The organism is Oxalicibacterium solurbis (genome assembly GCF_014635845.1).
Classification (GTDB): Bacteria; Pseudomonadota; Gammaproteobacteria; order Burkholderiales; family Burkholderiaceae_D; genus Oxalicibacterium; species Oxalicibacterium solurbis.
Genome location: NZ_BMDP01000003.1, coordinates 378,399 through 397,730, shown reverse-complemented (window position 1 = coordinate 397,730; position 19,332 = coordinate 378,399). Strand labels below are relative to the sequence as shown.

Genomic DNA, 19,332 nt, shown 5'->3' with positions numbered 1-19,332 from the left:
AAAAGGCGTCGAAAACAGTTGTTGCAGTATTCATCCTAATTGGGGGCGAAGTCCCTGTTTTTAAAGCAGTTTTTCACTCTGAAAACGCTTTAAAACGAGATTTCGCACGCCCAATCATTGGGGAAAAACAAAAGGCGTTTTTACGTGTGCAAAAAGCCCTTATCAAATACGCATCGGCATCACGACATACTTGAAGTCGGGATTTTCCGGTACGGTCAACAATGCCGATGAATTGGCATCGCCAAGCGCAATGTTCACATTGTCGCTCTTGAGATTGTTCAGCACGTCGAGCAGGTAGGTGACGTTGAAACCGATATCGACGCTATCGCCGCCGTAGTCGATTTCAACTTCTTCCACTGCCTCTTCCTGATCGGCGTTGGTGGAACTGATCTTCATGCTGCCGGGCGCGATCACACAGCGCACGCCCTTGAACTTGTCGGACGTCATGATGGCCGCACGCTGCAACGAACGCAGCAAGGTGTCACGGCCGATCGTGAAGTTGTTCTTGTAGCCCTTCGGCACCACGCGGGTGTAATCCGGGAACTTGCCTTCGACCAGCTTCGAAATCAGTTCGATATCGCTGAAGGTCAGCTTGACCTGATTGGTCGCGATTTCCAGATCGACCGGCTGGTCGTTTTCTTCCAGCAGACGCTGCAGTTCGAGGATGGTCTTGCGCGGAATGATGACTTCCTGGCGCGGGAATTCCTGCTCGGTCGCAACCTGGCAAAACGCGAGGCGGTGACCGTCGGTCGCAACGGCAATCACATTCTTGCCATCGACCACCAGCAACAGGCCATTCAGGTAATAGCGAATGTCTTGCTGCGCCATCGAGAAGTGCACCATGTTGAACAGGTGCTTCAGCGCCTTCTGCGGCAACGTGACCTTGGCGTTGTATTGCTCGGCCTGGGCAACCGTCGGGAATTCCTCGGCGGCCAGCGTCTGCAATGCAAAGCGCGACTTGCCGGACTGCACCGTCATGCGCTTGTTCGCCAGCGACAGGGCAACATCACCGGAATCAGGCAGCGCACGCAGGATGTCCAGCAGCTTGCGCGCGGCGACCGTGGTGGATGCCGCATCGTTACCGCTGCCGACCTGCGCATGCGTGGTGATCTGGACTTCGATGTCGGTCGATAGGAAAGAAACGCGCTCACCATCCTTGCGAATGAGGATATTGGCCAGAATCGGCAGCGTGTGCCGACGCTCGACAATACCACTCACTATCTGCAACGGACGCAACAGCGCATCTCGTTGGGCTTTGACCAATTGCATAGTTAGATCCTTATCGATAGATAGTTAAACAAATGCGCGAAGCAGTGCTCAATAAAAATCAAACGCCGGCGATTTTGTCACGCCCGCCGGCGCTTGCCGCGATGTCCGCTTGTCTCACTTGCAGGAAGGCGATAACAAGAACACGCTTCCTGCATGGCCGGACGCTCGGCAACAACGGTGTATTTTGACAGAAACACCCGGTCAAAAACCCCAAGCCGGCGTGATTTTGTCCCTAATCCGACTTATCCACCTGCTATCCACCACTTATCCTACGGATATCCACAAAGTTATCCACAGGCGCGTAGGCAGTTCAACCTTTTAGCGTTTGCTCCAGCACATGCAACTCATGGTTGCATTCCGGACTCTTGCTTCGGTCGGCTCCGATCTTGCGCACCGCATGCAACACGGTTGTATGATCTCGGCCGCCGAACAGCTCGCCGATCTCGGGCAGACTCTTTTGCGTTAATTCTTTGGCCAGGTACATCGCAATCTGTCGCGGCCGGGCAATATTGGCCGGACGTTTCTTCGAATACATGTCGGCGACCTTGATATTGAAGAAGTCGGCAACCGTTTTCTGGATGTTCTCGACGGAAATCTGGCGGTTCTGCACCGACAGCAGGTCCTTCAGCGCATCCTTGACGACCTCGATCGTGATGTCTTTCCCGTGGAAACGGGAGTAAGCAAGAATCTTGCGCAGCGCGCCTTCCAGCTCGCGCACGTTGGAGCGCAGGTGCTTGGCTACAAAGAAGGCAACGTCGTCGGAGAAGGTCACGCCTTCCTGTTCCGCCTTTTTCAGCAGAATCGCTACTCGCATTTCCAGCTCCGGCGGCTCGACGGCAACCGTCAGGCCGGAATCGAAGCGTGAAATCAGCCGCTCGTCCAGACCGGAAATTTCCTTCGGATAGGTATCGCTGGTGATGATGATCTGTTTCTTCGACGCAATCAGTGCCTCGAATGCGTAGAAGAATTCCTCCTGCGTACGGCTCTTGCCGGCGAAGAACTGCACGTCATCGATCAGCAGCAGATCCAACGAATGGTAATAGCGCTTGAAGTCGTCGAAACCCTTGCGCTGGTAAGCAGTCACTACGTCGCGAACGTACTGTTCTGCATGGATATAGCGAATCTTGACGTTGGGATTGTCGGCCAGAATCTGGTTGCCGATCGCGTGGATCAAATGGGTTTTGCCAAGGCCGACGCCGCCATACAGGAACAGCGGGTTGTACGAACTGCCCGGATTGTTGGCGACCTGGATGGCTGCCGCACGGGCCAGTTGGTTGGCCTTGCCCGTCACGAAACTGTCGAACGTCAATGCGGTATTGATGCGACTCTGGTCGCGCCGTGGCGCTTCCTCGACTGGCACCGGAATCGCTTCCGGCATTCCGACCGGCATATCATTATCCGATGGCGCCTCACCGTTGGTTGTGCGCAACGCCGGTTTCCTGGCAGCGGACAGACGCGGATCCAGCACAAACTGGACGTCGACCGGCATTTCCCAGAATTCGGCGGCGAGGGTAGTGATGCGGCTGGCGAACTGGGCTTTGACCCAGTCCAGCTTGAAACGATTCGGCGCGGCGATGCGCAAGGTACCGTCCTCGTAATCGAGCGGCGCCAGCGGCTTGATCCACGCGCTGTATTGTTGAGGCGTCAACTCCTGTTCCAGGCGGGCGGAGCAGGTTTGCCAAAAGTTTTCCATGAATCGTCTGCTTTGATCTCTTATATAGAGAGGCCTTGCTGCCTTCCCTTGGGTGGTCTATTGATGCCTGACGGCCGCCACGCGTCGCGCTATTCTACCCTCGTCGAACGAAGTTATCCACAGGCTGGCGGTTTATTTCAAAAGTTGCCAGACCGTCTAAACAGCGCTAAGTAATTGACAAACAAGCGGAAAATGCTGTTTAATTCCGGGTTCACTACCCACGATGTTGGACCGTTGCGTTGTCGCTTCAGAGGCAATCAACATGCGCCAGCTTTTGCCCACGTCCAAGCGATGGGCGCGTGATGTTCCGATTACTTTTGCCGATTAGCGAGACAACAAAATGAAACGTACTTATCAACCTTCCGTCGTACGCCGCAAGCGCACCCACGGCTTCCGCGTTCGTATGGCGACCCGTGGCGGCCGCGCCGTGCTCAATGCACGCCGCGCCAAGGGCCGTAAGCGCCTGGCTGTCTAAGCAGATGGCGTGACCGGCGACCGTTCGTTCGAGTTTGCACGCGATCGACGGATCGTTAAAACGGATGAATTTTCATCCGTTTTTCGTTTGCGTCCCGTGTATCGAACCGCGCATTTCGTCCTCTATACACGCAAGACTGAGCTACCGCACGCCCGCCTGGGCGTGGTTGTCGCCAAACGCCTCGCCCCCCGCGCCGTGACGCGCAACACCATCAAGCGCATGACACGCGAACTGTTTCGACAAACAGCGCTGCCGTCAATCGACTGCGTCGTTCGCTTGTCGCAACCCGTCAATACAAAAACGGCGCCCGCTACCAGCGCCGGTCTGCGCGTGTTGTTGCGTGAAGAATTGACGCGGTTGTTCGATTCCCAGCGCCTGCGCACATCGGAGGCAAACGCATGAAGACCTTGCTGTTGCTACTGGTGCGCGCCTATCAATTGGGCATCAGTCCCTTCCTCGGCCAGAATTGCCGCTTCTATCCCAGCTGCTCGCAGTATGCGATCGAAGCGATCGGTCGGCACGGCGCACTGAAAGGCAGCTGGCTGTCGACTAAGCGACTGTGCAAATGCCACCCTTGGCACCCTGGCGGTGTCGATCCCGTCCCCGGATCGCCGACGCAAACTTCCTCTTCTTCAACCGCTTGCGGTTGCGGCCATTCCCGAACCTGATTAAGTAAGAGCTTATGGATACCAAACGTACCATCCTGTGGGTTGTGTTCTCGTTTTCGCTGCTGATGCTGTGGGACAGCTACAACCGTTATGTCGGCAAGCCGCCGATTTTCGGACCGGACACCACGCAAAAAGCCGCACCGGCTGCCGGCTCCAAGCCGGAAGCTGCGGCTGCAGACGCGCATGTCCCGACGGCTACGCAAACGGCAACGTCAACCGGCGGCGTGCCAGCCGAAGTCGCCGCTGCTTCGAAAAACGAGCGCATCACCATTACGACGGACTTGATCAAAGCCGAGATCGATACCGCCGGCGGCGAGATTCGTCGTCTCGAGCTGCTGAAGCATCACGAGAGCGGCCATCCGGACAAAAATCTCGTGCTGTTCGATTCCACGCCGGAACGTACGTATCTGGGCCAAACAGGCCTGACAGGTGGCGTCTATCCGAATCACAAGACGATGTTCACCGTGCAACCGGGTTCGCGCGACCTCGGCAATGCCGACCAGCTGCAACTGGTGATGACGGCCGAGCAGGGCGGCGTCAAACTGATCAAGACGTTCACGTTCAAGCGTAACGACTACCGCGTCGACATCAAGCACGATATCGTCAACAACACCGGCGCGCCGATTACGCCGTCGCTGTATCTGCAACTGGTGCGTGATGGCGGCAAGGTGGACAACGAATCGCACTTCTACAGCACATTCACCGGTCCGGCCGTCTACAGCGACGCTGACAAGTTCCAGAAGATCAAATTCGATTCGATCGAAGAAGGCAAGGTTGAACATGCAACCAAGACGAAGGATGGCTGGATTGCAATGGTTCAGCATTACTTCGTATCCGCCTTCGTTCCGCCGGCAGACGTGCAGCAGGAAATCTATACGCGCAAACTGGCAACCAATCTGTATGCCGTCGGATCCATCCTGCCGGTGGGCACGATCGCACCTGGCGCCACCGCTTCGATGGACACCACGCTGTATTCCGGTCCGCAGGAATCCACCCGTCTGGAAGAAGTCGCGCCTGGCTTCGAGCTGGTCAAGGACTATGGCTGGCTGACGATCATCGCGCGCCCGATCTTCTGGCTGATGACGCACATCCACCAGATCCTCGGTAACTGGGGCTGGACCATCATCGTCCTGACCATCCTGATCAAGCTGGCATTCTTCCCGCTGTCGGCTGCCGGCTATCGCAGCATGGCAAGAATGAAGCTGGTCACGCCGAAGATGACCGACATCCGCACCCGCTACAAGGGTGATCCGCAAAAGATGAACGCGGCGATGATGGAGCTGTACAAGACCGAGAAGATCAATCCGCTCGGCGGCTGCTTCCCGATTGCGATCCAGATCCCTGTCTTCATTTCGCTGTACTGGGTGCTGCTCGCCAGCGTCGAAATGCGTAATGCACCATGGCTATGGATTTCCGATCTAGCCTCGCCTGACGTACTGTTCGGCGCCTACAACATCTTCGGCTTCCATCTGACGATCGGTATCCTGCCGATCCTGATGGCCGTGTCGATGTTCTTCCAGACCAAGATGAATCCGACACCACCGGATCCGATCCAGGCGAAGATCATGATGTTCATGCCGATCGCGTTCTCGATCATGTTCTTCTTCTTCCCAGCCGGCCTCGTGCTGTACTGGGTGGTCAACAACATCCTGTCGATCGCGCAGCAATGGGCGATCAACCGCAAGATCAACAGCGGCAAGAAGGCGTAAGAAGATATAAAGCGCACCGCTACCAGAAGTATTCAAAAAGCCCGTGACTTCACGGGCTTTTTTTATTGCTGTTCAGTTGCGCTGCCTGTTTGAACAAACATAGAATGGCTCCATGAACTTCGACTCTTCTCCCATCGCCGCCATCGCCACCGCACCGGGGCGCGGCGGTATCGGCATCGTCCGCATCTCCGGCAAAGATCTTTCCTCCGTCATCACAGCCGTTTGCGGCCCCAATAAGCCACTGCAACCGCGGCAGGCAACGTATCTGGGCTTTCTCAACGGCGATGGCAGCATCATCGACAAGGGACTGGCCATCCATTTCAAGGCGCCGCACTCCTACACTGGTGAAGACGTACTGGAACTGCAAGGCCACGGTGGCCCTGTCGTGCTGCAGATGCTGCTGACGCGCTGCCTGCAGGCCGGCGAGGGCATCGGCCTGCGCATGGCGCAACCGGGCGAATTCACGCACCGCGCCTTCCTCAACGACAAACTGGATCTGGCCCAGGCCGAAGCGGTCGCCGATCTGATCGAAGCATCGACGGAAGCTGCGGCCAAATCCGCATCGGAATCGCTGTCTGGTGCATTCTCGAAAACCATTCACGATCTGGTTGAACGTGTCACGCGCCTGCGCATGCTGGTTGAAGCGACGCTGGACTTCCCGGAAGAAGAAATCGATTTCCTGCAGCAATCCGATGCACGGGGTCAGCTCGATGCGATCCGCGAAGCGTTGCAACAGGTGTTCAAGCAATCGGCGCAAGGCGCACTGCTGCGCGACGGCCTGAACATCGTGCTGGCCGGCCAGCCCAACGTCGGCAAGTCGTCGCTGTTGAACGCACTAGCCGGCAACGATGTTGCCATCGTCACGCCGATCGCCGGCACCACGCGCGACAAAGTGATCGAGACCATCCAGATCGAAGGCATCCCGATCAACATCATCGACACCGCCGGTATTCGCGGTGCTTCCGACGCCACCGACGAAGTCGAACGCATCGGTATCGCACGCACATGGTCGGCCGTTGATAAAGCCGACGTCATCGTCCATATGCTGGACGCCAGCCGCGGCCCTACGCGGGAAGATGAAGAAATCGTCGCACGCTTCCCGCTGAACGTGCCGGTCATCCGCATCTGGAACAAGATCGACCTGTCCGGCCACAAGCCGGCCATCGATCGCATGCCGGATGCCACACATATCTATCTGTCGGCTGCCGATCTATCCGGCACGGACTTGTTGCGTAGCGAACTGCTGCGCCTGGTCGGCTGGCAGCAGACCGGCGAGTCGCTGTACCTCGCACGTGAGCGTCACCTGATCGCACTGAAATCCGCGCACGACCATCTGGAAATGGCAGCCCAGCACGCGGCGCATGACAGCGAAGCTTCTGCACCGGCACTCGATCTGTTCGCCGAAGAACTGCGTCTGGCACAGGAACGCCTGTCCAGCATCACCGGCGAGTTCACGTCGGATGATTTGCTGGGTGTGATCTTCAGTCGTTTCTGCATCGGGAAATAGAAATCTCGCCGTTACGGACAGTCGCCTCAAGTTCAATTGAAAGCGGCTGTTTATTAACAACGATTACACTGCGCGGCTCATCTGTGCGATTGCTTCCGCCGTCGTCGGCAATGCATGCGCGAGAAATCGGAAGTTGATCATGGCAGCCAGATAGCCGTCGCCTTCCGGTATCCGCGGCCCCGCAGTGGCGTCGCGCACTACTGCGACTTCAAATCCCTGCTCAATCAGTTCGCGCAGATGCGATTCGATACACAGATTCGCAGCCATCCCCGCCAGCAGAATTTGTGACACGCCCCGTTTCCGCAATTGCAAGGCGAGATCGTTTGATTCTGGACCATATACCTTGTGCGGTGACGCGATGATGGTTTTTCCATCCAGGATGTATGGTTTAAGCGACTCGAGAAAATCCGCGCCGGATCCCTCGAATTCCTCCAACGTCAACGGTCCGCGTCGTGCAAACATGTTGATCTCATGCATGACATGTTCGAGCGGGCCACCAAATTGCCATTGGTGATCGTTTGGATAATAGTAATGCGGCGAGACGGCGACCGTCATGCCGGCCCGCTTCGCAGCGGCGAACAGTTCTTCGAGATGGGCCACAACATTGTTCTCCGTTACGCTATCGCCGAAAAAAGGCCAACTCACGCCTTGCGGACTAAGGAAGTCGTTCTGCGGATCGACTACCACCAGCGCAGCACGCGTGGGATCAAGTACGAACCCGGTCGGTTTGAATAGTGGATCCTGCGGATCGGCATACGGATTGTGATGCTGATGTGGAGTAGACATGGCAATTTCCTTTCAAATATAAGTGACCAGTCGTCTATAAATAAATCAAAAAAATTTCAGCTGCTGAGCCTTGCTGCCAAAGTTTTGTCGAATCGATCGAACGACCCACGATTGCGGTCGATTTTGGCGCGCATGACGGCGCCCTCGAACGCATCCACCAATGAGGCCGCAATATTGCGGCGTTCGGCCATAGATGCTTTCGGCAGTACAGCGGCTACCTTGGCCTCGACCGCCGCCTCCCACCGTTTGAACAAGTCCTCCAATTGCGCGCGCAATGTATCGTTGCTGCCGCCAAGTTCAATCGCCAGATTGCCGATCAGGCAGCCTCGCGCGAAATTGGTTCGGGCATGGAAATCGGCAATCAAACGAAAGTGCGTACGCAATGCCGTCAATGGGTCTTTGGTTTGCCGCACATTTGTCTGCAATGCTTCGATCTCGGACCAATACGCCTCGAGAATTTCACCGGCAAATGCTTCCTTGCTAGAGAAATAGCTGTAAAAAGACCCCTTGGGAATGCCGGCAGCTGCCGTAATATCCTGTACGCCGCAAGCGTGATAGCCGTTTTCGTGCACGACTTGGCGGCCAAGCGACAACAGGCGCTCTCTGACTTCAGGATTGGCTGGACGTGGCATGAGAATAATTTATAGACGACTGGTCGGTTATTGAATTTTGATCGCCAACGTATCGGCTGTCAACATGTTCGTCGGCAAAATCCGACGCCTTCTTCGCCGGCAGCAGCTTCGCGCCCTTTGCGGATAACCCGGATTTTGGCGACAATGCTGCTATTGCGCTTGCTGCGCGCGGCTTCATTCACTCATTCACATCATGCCTACCTCCAAAATCATCTACACCCTGACCGACGAAGCGCCTGCACTGGCAACCTATTCGCTGCTGCCTATCGTCGAGGCTTTCACCCGCTCATCCGGCATCGCCGTCGAAACACGGGACATCTCGCTGGCCGGCCGCATCATCGCGGCGTTTCCCGAATTCCTGACCGACAGCCAGAAAATCGGCCCGGCGCTGGCTGAACTCGGCGAGCTGGCGACAAAACCGGAAGCCAACATCATCAAGCTGCCGAACATCAGCGCATCGGTTCCGCAGTTGAAGGCGGCAATCAAGGAACTGCAACAGCAGGGTTACAAGCTGCCCGACTATCCGGAAGAGCCGAAGGACGACAAGGAAAAGGACGTCAAGGCGCGCTACGACAAGATCAAGGGCAGCGCCGTCAATCCGGTGCTGCGCGAAGGCAACTCGGATCGTCGCGCACCGCTGTCGGTGAAGAACTACGCACGCAAGCACCCGCACAAGATGGGCGCGTGGAATGCCAATTCAAAGACGCACGTCTCACACATGAGCAGCGGCGATTTCTACGGCAGCGAAAAGTCCGCCGTAGTCGAACAGGCAGGCAATCTGCAAATCGCGCTGGCGACTGCCGACGGCAAGACGACCGTGTTGAAGGAAAAAGTTGCGGTCAAGGCAGGCGAGATCGTCGACGCTGCCGTCCTGAGCAAAAAAACCCTGCGCGATTTTCTTGAAGCACAGATAAACGACGCGAAGGCAAACGGCGTACTGTTCTCGGTACACCTGAAGGCGACGATGATGAAGGTGTCCGACCCGATCATCTTCGGCCATGCGGTATCTGTGTTCTACAAGGATGCACTGGCCAAGCATGCCGCAACGCTGAAGGAAATCGGCTTCGATCCGAACAATGGTATCGGCGATCTGTACGCACGCATCAAGGCGCTGCCGGCCGACAAGCAGGCTGAAATCGAAAAGGATGTACAGGCCGCTTACACGCAGCGCGCCGCTGTCGCGATGGTCAATTCCGACAAGGGCATCACGAACCTGCACGTGCCGAGCGACACCATCATCGACGCCTCGATGCCGGCGATGATCCGTGAATCCGGCAAGATGTGGGACGCCGAAGGCAAGCTGCAGGATGCAAAGGCCGTCATTCCCGATCGCTGCTACGCCGGCATCTACCAGGCCGTCATCGACGATTGCAAGAAGAACGGCGCTTTCGATCCGGTCACGATGGGTACGGTGCCCAACGTCGGCCTGATGGCGCAGGCTGCCGAGGAATACGGCTCGCACGACAAGACCTTCGAAATCCCGGCCGACGGCACGGTACGCGTCACCGATGAAAAAGGCACGGTGGTGCTGGAACAGAAAGTCGAAGCCGGTGACATCTTCCGCATGTGCCAGACCAAGGATGCGTCGGTGCAGGACTGGGTCAAGCTTGCCATCAACCGCGCACGCGCGACGAATACGCCGGCCGTGTTCTGGCTCGACGACCAGCGTGCGCACGATGCACAGATCATCGCCAAGGTGAACCGCTATCTGAAGGACCACGACACCAAGGGTCTGGACCTGCGCATCCTGTCGCCGGTCGAGGCGACGAAGTTCACGCTGGAACGCATCCGCAAAGGCCAGGACACGATCTCCGTCACTGGCAATGTGCTGCGTGATTACCTGACCGATCTGTTCCCGATCATGGAACTGGGCACCAGTGCAAAGATGCTGTCCATCGTGCCGCTGATGGCTGGCGGCGGTCTGTTCGAAACCGGCGCCGGCGGTTCCGCACCGAAGCACGTGCAGCAGTTCGTCGAGGAAGATTTCCTGCGCTGGGATTCGCTCGGCGAGTTCATGGCGTTGGCTGCGTCGCTGGAGCATCTGGGCCATGCCGACGGCAACAAGCGGGCATTGGTGCTGGCGAAGACGCTGGACGAAGCTACCGGCAAGTTTCTCGACAATGACAAGTCGCCGGAACGCAAGATCGGCGGCCTGGACAATCGTGGCAGCCATTTTTATCTGGCGCTGTACTGGGCACAGGCGCTGGCGACGCAGACTGAAGATAAAGTATTGGCTGCGCAGTTCAAGGCGCCGGCCGAAGCATTGACCGCGCAGGAAGCGACCATCGTCGCCGAACTGAAAGCAGCACAAGGCAAGGGCGTCGATATTGGCGGCTACTATCATCCCGATACCGCCAAGACCAGTCAGGCAATGCGTCCCAGCACCACGCTGAACAACATCCTGAACGCGATCGCCTGATCGCCTTCCGGTTTCGGCTCTTGCGCCGAAACCGGATGTTTCTTCTTAGCCCAGCTTGGTCAGCATGCCGAGCAGGGCAGACGCATCGAAACTACCGGAAGCCGGCACATTGCCGCCTTCCGTTGCTTGATCGACGATCTTCGGTAACAGCCCGGTCAACGCTTCAAGCACGGCCGGCTTGCTCTGTCCGCTCTCGGCGGCAATGTTATCCACGGTAGACGGCGCCAGCACACTGCCCAGTTGATCGGCCGTCACAGGCAGATTCGCTCCCGAGCCAATCCACGACTGCACAATCTCTCCCAATCCGCCTTGCTGAAAGTTGGCAATCAATCCCTGTATCCCACCCGGGTAATTGGCCAGCTGCTTCAAAACGATCGGCAGCAAGCCGCCACCGCCATCCTTCCCCAATGCGCCAGCGGTCATATTCGTCAGGTTATCCAGTAAGCCCATACGGTTCTCCTTTTCAGAAAATGCGACAGTCGACATCATGCACATTCATGTACCGATACGCCTTGGAAGGCGTTGCGCAAATGCTAACACGCGTTGATCGCCAAACAAGATCGACGGCAGTTGAGTACAATTTGTTTTTTCGCATTTTTACTGCGTCTTTCCTAACGACTCTCCCACCGTAATCACAGCCCTCTGCCATGATTAAATGGACCCTTATCACGCTGTTTCTCGCCAGCGTCTGCTACACGCATTTCCGCGGCAAGATACGCTATCGCTGGCTGCGCCAGTCGACGGACCACTCGACCTTCATGGCGCCGATCAACGCGTTCATGACGCTGTTTTCCAGCCAGCCCGACAAGCCTTACCACGACGTCGACAGCTACCCTGAACTGAAAAAGCTGGCGGAAAACTGGCACATCATCCGTGACGAAGCGATCGCACTTCAGGGCGAGGGCGCCATCAAGGCTTCGGCCAACATGGACGACGCCGGCTTCAATTCCTTCTTCCGCCGCGGCTGGACCCGTTTCTATCTGAAGTGGTACGGCGAAAGCCACCCGTCCGCCGTGCAGCGCTGCCCGCGCACGGTGGCCCTGCTGGATTCGATACCGAGTGTCAAGGCGGCGATGTTCACGCAGTTGCCGCCGGGTTCCGATCTTGGCAAGCATCGCGATCCGTATGCAGGCTCGCTGCGCTATCACCTCGGCCTGGTGACGCCGAACGATGACCGCTGCTTCATCGATGTCGACGGCATTCGCTACAGCTGGCGCGACGGCGAAGCGGTGATCTTCGACGAAACCTATATTCACTGGGCTGCCAACGAAAGCGACAAGAACCGCATCATCCTGTTCTGCGATCTGGAACGGCAGATGAAGTGGGGCTGGGCGCAAGCGATCAATCACTGGTTCAGCAGCACGGTGATGGCTGCGACGGCGGCGCCGAACGATATGGGCGACCGCACCGGCGGGGTCAACAAGGCATTCAAATACATCTACTCGGTACGCGCCGCCTTCAAACGTCTGAAAGCACGCAATCGCCCGCTGTACTACGGCATCAAGTGGTCATTCCTGATCGCTCTGGTCGCCGGCATCGTGTTGATCTGAACACGCTGTATTTTGTACAAAGCCCGCTTCGGCGGGCTTTTTTATTGGTACTACATTGACTTGCGCCTTGCCGGCACTTTTCATGGCCGCTGCATGCCGGATGGAAACATCGTCGTTTTTCCGACAACAGGATGTGGCGATTGCCGATATCGGCTACGCTGAGTGACTGCGATGATGCTTTGGCGGCGACTGGCCGTCCGGGCGAATCCATCATGGAGGTCATCATGCGCAAACTTGCGATCATCGGTTTTCTCTTTGTCGCCGCTGCGCTCAGCTTCTTCTGCTCTACCGTCGCGCATGGCACTGGCGGCGATGCCGGCACCTTGATTGCACAAATGCGCTGAAAACAAAAACGGCCTGAATTGCATCAGGCCGTTTCGTCAGGATTTACTACGACGTCAGGAGTGAGCAGGAATATTCTCGCGCTTGTTCCACGATTCGACGGCCTTCTGGCTGTTTTTCGCCTCGATATCGCCGCTGAAATGCGGAGCATTGTGATGCAGGGCGCATCCCTCATGCGTGCAATGCACGTAGCTGTAAGGCAACTCGGACTCAAGATAATAAGACTTCTTCAATTCCGCCGGGCTTCCGCACAGCGGGCATTCTTTCAGTGCCTTGTCCATTGTTCTCTCCTGTTTGATTGCTAGCCAAACGAATGGTGCCAACTCATTAGAGCTCCGCCGCTTCCTCCTTGTTGATTGTCTTTGTGACGGCAGACCGTTTTCAGTCCACTTGATTTGATTCTAGTCCCAAATCATCTGACGTTGTGCCTCAGTTGAAAATCATGCATCTGAAGCCGCTTATCGGAGATCGTTTTTCAACGATGGTCTTCGGCGCAACGCAGGTTGTCCTTCTCCGATGGTTGTATATGGAGACGTCTTCCGTCGATTTCCAGATCCTGCCAGGCCGGCTCCACTAAACGATAATCACCACTTTGCAGCGCCTCCGTCATGTCCTTGCAGCGTGCACCGAAGATAACGGCGCTCTTGCTCCATCGACCGTCAGTCGTATCCTGCGTAAAGATGGCGATCTCGCTATAGCGGTTATCGTTCCTCAACAGGATATCGGTATGACCGTCGCGATTCACGTCTTTCAGATAGGCGTTGCAATGCCTGTTACGGAAACGCAGGCAGTCCGGCACGTTCGTCGTGCCGTTCCATTGCTGTTGCAGGAAACTCTCCGGCAGCGTTTCGTTTTTCGGCCAGACAGTAATGTCCTTCATGCGCGAAGTAACGTCGGCAACCGGATTGCCGTCGTTGGGATCCCATCGGTTCTTTTTGTTCAATGCCGTTTCGGCCTGCGTCCGGATGGCTGGTGCATCGATACCGGCCGTCGTCTTCTTCAGAACTTCCAGCGCTTCCTTGCCATAACGCTTTCCCTCGAAACGCAGGTAGTTGTAATCGAAAGCGGCAGCGGCAATCTTTCCGCTTTCCAGACGCGCCATCTGACTCGAGACCGACAGACGTGCCGGATCACCAAATGGCGAGAACAACACGATCAGCATCGCCAGGATCACAAATGCCGTCGCGATATTGGTCGGCGCAATGCCCGCCAGCCAGGTGTCGCGCTGAACAGCCGCCCACAGGTAACCGCAGGCGTAGCAGGCTGCCACCAGCAGGCTGGCCGCAGCAATCACGCGATCGGCAGTCCAGCCATACTGCTGCACGCGCAACGACAGCGAATAGACGGCAATGACAACCATCGGCAACAGCAACAGGCAGGCAATGCGTGCAACGATACGCAGCACACGCACGATGCGTGGCCCCAGCTCACCACCCTGGAACGTGGCATTGATCAACAAGATCAGCACGGCCGTTGCGCCCAGCAGAACCGATGTCGCATGGCGTGTCGCCCACAACGGCTCAAGGCCGACGAAAGGCAGGCTGACGACGAAGCCGCCGACGATCAGCGTCGCCACCGGCAGCAGCCACGACATCAGCACCAGCAGCAAACCGCGTATGCCGCGCACGATTCCGGGACGCACATCGGTCACGTGCAACGCAACGGCAAATGCAAAAGCCGTCACCGTCACCGAGAACCACGGGCGCGTCAGAAGATGCCGCAGGAAGTCGAGTTTGACCAGCATGAACAGCGCACTGCCCAGCCACAGAATCAGCCACAGCACGCCTATGAACAACAGCGAGAACTTGATCTGGATGCACAGCTTCCACGACGCTTCGAAATACGCCGGATAACGGGCGATACGCCGCCTGTCTGCAGCCCCGGCCAGTACCAGTGCATGTGCGATATAGAAGCCTATCGCCAGGAAGAGCAGCAACCACCAGGAAAACGGATATCCGGCTGGCTTGATGCCGGTCAGCGACCAACCGCTGGGTATGTCCATGTTTCGCCAGACATCGTGCATTGCCAGTAAAGCGCAGATGGCTGTCGCCACAATCATCCAGATCGCCAGACGTCGATTGCCGAGATGGCCAAGGCCGGAAATGAACAGTGCCGGCACCAACAGAAATACGGTTACCAGCGGCACAAACAGATAGGGGTGCGCAGCCGGCCATCCGGTGTGCCTGGCCGACCAGTAGAGCGCATAGAGGATGATGCCTTGCAACAGACCGCTGATCATTCGCAGCCGCGCGACGCGGCCACTGACGATGGATTCCGGCATTGCCGATTCCTCGTCCCTGTCTGCAGTCATATGCATGCTTCCTCCACTGGATGATGTTGGGCGATGCCGCACTCTACCCGATTGCGCCAACAGCGCCATACCGCAAATCAGGGCAGAGCGTCGCTGCTAGGCGCGTGAAATGTACAGTGCGACGCACAGCGCACCGCCGACCAGATAGAGCAACGACGTACGCGATACGGCATAAGGAAACAGCATCAATGCCACGCCTATCCACTTCGGATACGGCAAACCGGCTTTCCGGCCGTATCGCCATGCGGCGTAACCGATGATGCCGAACAGGATGGCGCCGAACAGATAGGCCGGGCTTGGCAACTGCAGGCCAGCGGCCGTCAGGGCATCGAGATTATCCATAAGAGATCCTGGGAATACGCAATATGGTGTCGCAGCAAACTATCCGATGGCGGACAGCGAATGATTCGAATACAGGAAAAGCCGCGCCTTGATCATGACAGGCAGATGACATTGCACACGTGATGCAAACAAAGTCTGTCCGTCATAACGGCGTCACAATCAGCCGTTATTCTCTGCTTCGATACTTCTCCAAGTATTGATATTCTCTTTTAGCCCGCATCCGGAAGTGCGGGCTTTTTTTTGCGCGGACGTCTTTCGTGTTACGACTCAGGCCTTCTCGAACACGCCTTCGACGCGATTCTTGCGCACGTCGTCCCAGGTGAAGATGCGTGCATTCATCGCAATGTAGACCCCATGCGGCAACGTCTGCGCAATACCGCAGGCAAAACCGAAGTTGAACAGCGCATCCGAATTCTTCACTTCGTACGGAATCATCGCGCCGGTCAGCACGATGGTCTTCGGCAGCTGGGCTGCGCCGAGCACTTCGGCGGTTTCCTTCATCGTATCGGTGCCGTGGATGACGACGATGCTTTTTTCGTCAGCACGCAAGCAGGAGGCCGCAATGCGCTGGCGATCCGCATCGTGCATGTCCAGCGAATCGAGGAAGGGTAATTGTTCGAGCTGAACCGGAATCGTGATGCGGGCACGCTTGATTACATGCGGCAGATGGCCATGGCCAAAGCCCAGCTTGCCTTCGATTTCATCGTAATGCTTGTCGAACGTACCGCCAGTAGCAATGATGCGCAGAGTCATGGAATTGTGTCTTGCGATGTAATCGTGGTGAAACACATCATAGCGCGCGTTTCCGAGCTACGGAAGATGTCTGCAGTCATTCGGTATGGATGAGCCGACAAACGGTCGCGGGTGTCATCGAGGCCACGTTGCCCATGTGAATGAATCCGGCGCGATGGCGGCAGCCCGACCATTCCACATAAATTTCGGCAGCTACGCCAGATCGTGCTGCCGCGTTCAGCCTCCCTTCATGCGGCGATCTTCATTGCCGCGGCCGGAATCTCTTCGTCGTTCAGCACGGCGAACAGATGGTCGATATTGATCACCTGGATCAGCAATTCGCCACGGTTGGCCTGGATCACTTCGGTCACCAGCATGCCGGTTTCCGGCGCAGCCAGCGGCGTCGGCACGATCTGCGACGACTGGAATTCCGGCACGCCGTGCAGTTCGCTAACCAGGAGGCCGATGCTCTTGCCATCGCGTTCGATGACGATGACCTGACTGCTGCTGTCGATCTCCGACTTCGTGCCGCGCATCAGATGGCCGAGATCGAACACCCAGACGAAGCGGCGCGATTCGTTCTCGTGGTTCAGCGCCAGCAGGCCGATGCGCTCGGGACGGCTGCCCATCGACATCGGCGAGATTTCCGACGCCGGCAGTGCTTCCTGCGCGTATTCGGCGGCGATCGCGAACAGTGAACCGTCGATGAAGAAAGTGGCGAACTCGCGTCCCGGTGGCGCGGCCGGGTCCAGTTCCAGCATGGCGTTCGCATGCTTGCCGCCGGATTGCTGGCGTTCCTCGCCGAAGGCGAAATAGACGACTGCGATCACGTCCTCGCAATAGCCGTCCGAGGTCTTGAACTCGCGATAGCCGTGCGATACCGTGCAACCCATGATCGCGTAGTGGCCGTCATGGATCACGATGCGCGAGGCACTGCTGCCGTTGTTCATCTTCAGCAGCGCCGGATCGAGTTCCAGCTGCGCGCCGACCGGGCGTGCCGGATCGGTGCTGGAAATGATGCGGCCGCTGCGATCGACGAACAGCGCGCTGGCTGCCTTCTTGTCGCCGAGCGCGCCTTTCAGCATCGCGGCGAATTCCGGTTCGGCGTCGAACACGATGCCGATGCCGCCGACCACCTGCGACGCGTTTTCCGGATGGCGAATCGCGGCGTGATAGACGTAGGTCGGGCGGCCGCCATACAACGGTGTCGGCGCGAACGGTGTCACGTAATACTGCTGGTCGTTGGTCAGCGACAGCACCTGCGCCAGCGTCGCTTCGTCGATGTCGGTGCCGATCACTTGCAGGCCGTCACCCTTGAAGTCGGTACTGGCGATGATGATGCCGTCGCGGTCATAGACGAAGATGCGGGTATAGACCGTATAGAGCGAGTTGATGTAGTCGAGGATTTCGTCAATGCGCGCAACCTTTTCCGGCAGCTTGTCCGGATCGGCCAGCGCCACCTGCAATTCCGGCGTCAGCGCCCACCAGCGGCAGTCGTCGGAGCGCTCGTACAGGTTGCGATCCAGCAGATCGACCATCAGGTGCGAGACGAATTCCGAATCGCTGAGGCTGGACGACAGCACGGTTTCATACAGATCGCGGATCGATTGCGAAAACAGTTCGTTGCTGCGCGCGCCGGTTTCGCTGATCTGTTCCAGGATGGTCTTGAGCTTCAGCAGTTCACCGTTCTGGCCGGCCGTCATCACCTGGCCGTTCCAGACCACACGGCGGATCGTCTCGGCCGCACTCATGATCTCGAATAGCGGCGGGCAGAACGATTCGGCGTGCGACAGCAAGCCGTCGGCCACGCGCTTGTCCAGCGAAGTCAGTGCATCGGTCGCACTGCCCGTGAAAGCCAGATCGACCGGAATCATCACCTGTCCCTGCCATCCCGGCGGGCCCATGTAATCCTGATAGCCGACAGTGGAAAAGGTGCGCGCCAGATATTCGCGGCCGCCGTAAATGACGCGCTCCGGCTTGTTGTTGCGGTTGACCGGCACCGTCGCGCCAACCGGAATCCAACGCGGATCGGCGCTGGCGATGACGCGGTTGTCGCCGTCCAGCAGCAGCATGTTCGAGCGCTCGGCCGGATCGCGATGCGAACGGAAGATGCCGGCCATTTCTTCTTCAAAGTGAAAGCACAGACACAGTGCGCCGACCACCGCACCGGTTTCCGGATGATGCATGCGGCGCGCGTAAATCAGCGCTTCGTGTTTTCCAGGGCGCAGGTCGGTGGCGCGGAAGATTTCGACGTAGGTGTCGGATTCCAGCGTCTGCTGCAGCAGCGGATCGGTCGTACCTTCCAGCGGCGTGGCTTCATCGATCTGCACCAGCACGTTGCCGGCGGTGTCGAGCAGAAGGATTTCATCGTAGACCGTGTACTTGTTGCGATAGGCACGCAGGCGCGCGCGGATCATGTCGGTATCGTCATGCATGCCGGCGACGAAGGCACACAGCTCGCGGTCGGTCGCGAGGAAGCCGACGTCGGCCGTGCGTTCGTATAGGTTGCGCACGACGATGTCGATCACGTACTGCGCCTTGGTGCCGATTTCCTCCAGCACGTTGGCGACCTTCTCGCGCACCAGGCTGGCCACCAGTTCCTGCTCGAGACGATTGAAGCCGGCGCGCGTGGCCGCCATCGTCGGCAGGATGGCTTTTGCTTCGACCGGGCAGTTCATCTTGGCCGACGCTTCGATCATGCGCCAGATCAGGTTCAGTTCGCGCAGCGACTGTTCGCAGCGGCTGACGTCGCGCATGTAGGGAAGAAACGTATCGATCTGCAGCGGGGCGTGGGCGTCCATGATGAATCCTGATTTCCTGATAATTGCCGCAGACAGAGGGCTCTGCCCGCATAAATCTCCTATAGCAATTAGCAGACCAGCATCTCATCATTGTTC

Annotated in this window: 17 protein-coding genes; 7 read left to right on the top strand and 10 right to left on the bottom strand. The window is 57.5% G+C overall.

Features of this window, described 5'->3' with window-relative positions:
- Positions 1-162 precede the first annotated feature (162 nt).
- The gene (dnaN, locus tag IEV40_RS11840) at positions 163-1,269 is read right to left on the bottom strand and encodes a DNA polymerase III subunit beta (protein ID WP_188421918.1); all 1,107 of its coding nucleotides are present in this window, start codon (positions 1,267-1,269) and stop codon (positions 163-165) included.
- A gap of 310 nt (positions 1,270-1,579) precedes the next feature.
- Entirely contained in the window at positions 1,580-2,962 is a 1,383-nt protein-coding gene (dnaA, locus tag IEV40_RS11835) for a chromosomal replication initiator protein DnaA (RefSeq protein WP_188421916.1), read from the bottom strand.
- Positions 2,963-3,302: 340 nt separating this feature from the next.
- Here dnaA and rpmH point away from each other — a divergent pair, with 340 nt between their 5' ends.
- From rpmH to mnmE, 5 genes are all read left to right on the top strand, one after another.
- Positions 3,303-3,437: a 50S ribosomal protein L34 gene (rpmH, locus tag IEV40_RS11830; protein ID WP_040041456.1), complete on the top strand. Its 135-nt coding sequence runs from the start codon at positions 3,303-3,305 to the stop codon at positions 3,435-3,437.
- A gap of 9 nt (positions 3,438-3,446) precedes the next feature.
- Positions 3,447-3,839 (top strand): ribonuclease P protein component, encoded by a 393-nt coding sequence (rnpA, locus tag IEV40_RS11825; protein WP_188421914.1) that lies wholly within the window; start codon positions 3,447-3,449, stop codon positions 3,837-3,839.
- Positions 3,836-4,105 (top strand): membrane protein insertion efficiency factor YidD, encoded by a 270-nt coding sequence (gene yidD / locus IEV40_RS11820; protein WP_188421912.1) that lies wholly within the window; start codon positions 3,836-3,838, stop codon positions 4,103-4,105. The genes rnpA and yidD overlap by 4 nt, the downstream gene beginning before the upstream one ends.
- Before the next feature lie 14 nt (positions 4,106-4,119).
- On the top strand, positions 4,120-5,814 hold the full coding sequence (gene yidC, locus IEV40_RS11815; protein WP_188421910.1) for a membrane protein insertase YidC: 1,695 nt from the start codon (positions 4,120-4,122) through the stop codon (positions 5,812-5,814).
- A 112-nt stretch (positions 5,815-5,926) separates the two neighbouring features.
- Entirely contained in the window at positions 5,927-7,321 is a 1,395-nt protein-coding gene (mnmE, locus tag IEV40_RS11810; RefSeq protein ID WP_188421908.1) for a tRNA uridine-5-carboxymethylaminomethyl(34) synthesis GTPase MnmE, read from the top strand.
- 63 nt (positions 7,322-7,384) lie between these two features.
- Here the strand turns inward: mnmE and IEV40_RS11805 are convergent, their stop codons facing one another.
- A complete protein-coding gene (locus tag IEV40_RS11805; RefSeq protein ID WP_188421906.1) occupies positions 7,385-8,107 on the bottom strand; it encodes a cysteine hydrolase family protein in 723 nt (240 codons plus the stop codon).
- Between the two features lie 56 nt (positions 8,108-8,163).
- The gene (locus IEV40_RS11800; RefSeq protein WP_188421904.1) at positions 8,164-8,739 is read right to left on the bottom strand and encodes a TetR/AcrR family transcriptional regulator; all 576 of its coding nucleotides are present in this window, start codon (positions 8,737-8,739) and stop codon (positions 8,164-8,166) included.
- 193 nt (positions 8,740-8,932) lie between these two features.
- On the opposite strand from IEV40_RS11800, the gene IEV40_RS11795 reads away from it, so the two are divergent.
- The gene (locus IEV40_RS11795) at positions 8,933-11,158 is read left to right on the top strand and encodes an NADP-dependent isocitrate dehydrogenase (RefSeq protein ID WP_188421902.1); all 2,226 of its coding nucleotides are present in this window, start codon (positions 8,933-8,935) and stop codon (positions 11,156-11,158) included.
- 45 nt (positions 11,159-11,203) lie between these two features.
- Here IEV40_RS11795 and IEV40_RS11790 read toward each other — a convergent pair whose 3' ends face one another.
- Positions 11,204-11,608: a YidB family protein gene (locus IEV40_RS11790; RefSeq protein ID WP_188421900.1), complete on the bottom strand. Its 405-nt coding sequence runs from the start codon at positions 11,606-11,608 to the stop codon at positions 11,204-11,206.
- 200 nt (positions 11,609-11,808) lie between these two features.
- Between IEV40_RS11790 and lpxO the strand changes: the two genes are divergently transcribed.
- Complete coding sequence (lpxO, locus tag IEV40_RS11785) at positions 11,809-12,708, top strand: lipid A hydroxylase LpxO (RefSeq protein ID WP_308632396.1); 900 nt, start codon at positions 11,809-11,811, stop codon at positions 12,706-12,708.
- Between the two features lie 398 nt (positions 12,709-13,106).
- Here lpxO and IEV40_RS11780 read toward each other — a convergent pair whose 3' ends face one another.
- From IEV40_RS11780 to IEV40_RS11760, 5 genes are all read right to left on the bottom strand, one after another.
- Positions 13,107-13,331, bottom strand: a complete 225-nt coding sequence (locus IEV40_RS11780; RefSeq protein WP_188421896.1) for a Lar family restriction alleviation protein — start codon at positions 13,329-13,331, stop codon at positions 13,107-13,109.
- Positions 13,332-13,525: 194 nt separating this feature from the next.
- Positions 13,526-15,361 carry a DUF4153 domain-containing protein gene (locus IEV40_RS11775; protein WP_188421894.1) on the bottom strand — a complete coding sequence of 612 codons (1,836 nt, stop codon included), beginning with the start codon at positions 15,359-15,361 and terminating at the stop codon, positions 13,526-13,528.
- 96 nt (positions 15,362-15,457) lie between these two features.
- Entirely contained in the window at positions 15,458-15,703 is a 246-nt protein-coding gene (locus IEV40_RS11770) for a hypothetical protein (RefSeq protein ID WP_188421893.1), read from the bottom strand.
- Positions 15,704-15,970: 267 nt separating this feature from the next.
- Positions 15,971-16,456, bottom strand: a complete 486-nt coding sequence (locus IEV40_RS11765) for an asparaginase domain-containing protein (RefSeq protein ID WP_188421890.1) — start codon at positions 16,454-16,456, stop codon at positions 15,971-15,973.
- A 227-nt stretch (positions 16,457-16,683) separates the two neighbouring features.
- Positions 16,684-19,236: a chemotaxis protein CheW gene (locus IEV40_RS11760; protein ID WP_188421888.1), complete on the bottom strand. Its 2,553-nt coding sequence runs from the start codon at positions 19,234-19,236 to the stop codon at positions 16,684-16,686.
- Positions 19,237-19,332 lie beyond the last annotated feature (96 nt).

What these genes read in the sequence shown, in the direction of transcription:
- dnaN (WP_188421918.1), bottom strand. Translation starts at nt 1,269, where the DNA reads ATGCAATTGGTCAAAGCCCAACGAGATGCGCTGTTGCGTCCGTTGCAG.
- dnaA (WP_188421916.1), bottom strand. Translation starts at nt 2,962, where the DNA reads ATGGAAAACTTTTGGCAAACCTGCTCCGCCCGCCTGGAACAGGAGTTG.
- rpmH (WP_040041456.1), top strand. Translation starts at nt 3,303, where the DNA reads ATGAAACGTACTTATCAACCTTCCGTCGTACGCCGCAAGCGCACCCAC.
- yidD (WP_188421912.1), top strand. Translation starts at nt 3,836, where the DNA reads ATGAAGACCTTGCTGTTGCTACTGGTGCGCGCCTATCAATTGGGCATC.
- yidC (WP_188421910.1), top strand. Translation starts at nt 4,120, where the DNA reads ATGGATACCAAACGTACCATCCTGTGGGTTGTGTTCTCGTTTTCGCTG.
- mnmE (WP_188421908.1), top strand. Translation starts at nt 5,927, where the DNA reads ATGAACTTCGACTCTTCTCCCATCGCCGCCATCGCCACCGCACCGGGG.
- IEV40_RS11805 (WP_188421906.1), bottom strand. Translation starts at nt 8,107, where the DNA reads ATGTCTACTCCACATCAGCATCACAATCCGTATGCCGATCCGCAGGAT.
- IEV40_RS11800 (WP_188421904.1), bottom strand. Translation starts at nt 8,739, where the DNA reads ATGCCACGTCCAGCCAATCCTGAAGTCAGAGAGCGCCTGTTGTCGCTT.
- IEV40_RS11795 (WP_188421902.1), top strand. Translation starts at nt 8,933, where the DNA reads ATGCCTACCTCCAAAATCATCTACACCCTGACCGACGAAGCGCCTGCA.
- IEV40_RS11790 (WP_188421900.1), bottom strand. Translation starts at nt 11,608, where the DNA reads ATGGGCTTACTGGATAACCTGACGAATATGACCGCTGGCGCATTGGGG.
- IEV40_RS11780 (WP_188421896.1), bottom strand. Translation starts at nt 13,331, where the DNA reads ATGGACAAGGCACTGAAAGAATGCCCGCTGTGCGGAAGCCCGGCGGAA.
- IEV40_RS11775 (WP_188421894.1), bottom strand. Translation starts at nt 15,361, where the DNA reads ATGACTGCAGACAGGGACGAGGAATCGGCAATGCCGGAATCCATCGTC.
- IEV40_RS11770 (WP_188421893.1), bottom strand. Translation starts at nt 15,703, where the DNA reads ATGGATAATCTCGATGCCCTGACGGCCGCTGGCCTGCAGTTGCCAAGC.
- IEV40_RS11765 (WP_188421890.1), bottom strand. Translation starts at nt 16,456, where the DNA reads ATGACTCTGCGCATCATTGCTACTGGCGGTACGTTCGACAAGCATTAC.
- IEV40_RS11760 (WP_188421888.1), bottom strand. Translation starts at nt 19,236, where the DNA reads ATGGACGCCCACGCCCCGCTGCAGATCGATACGTTTCTTCCCTACATG.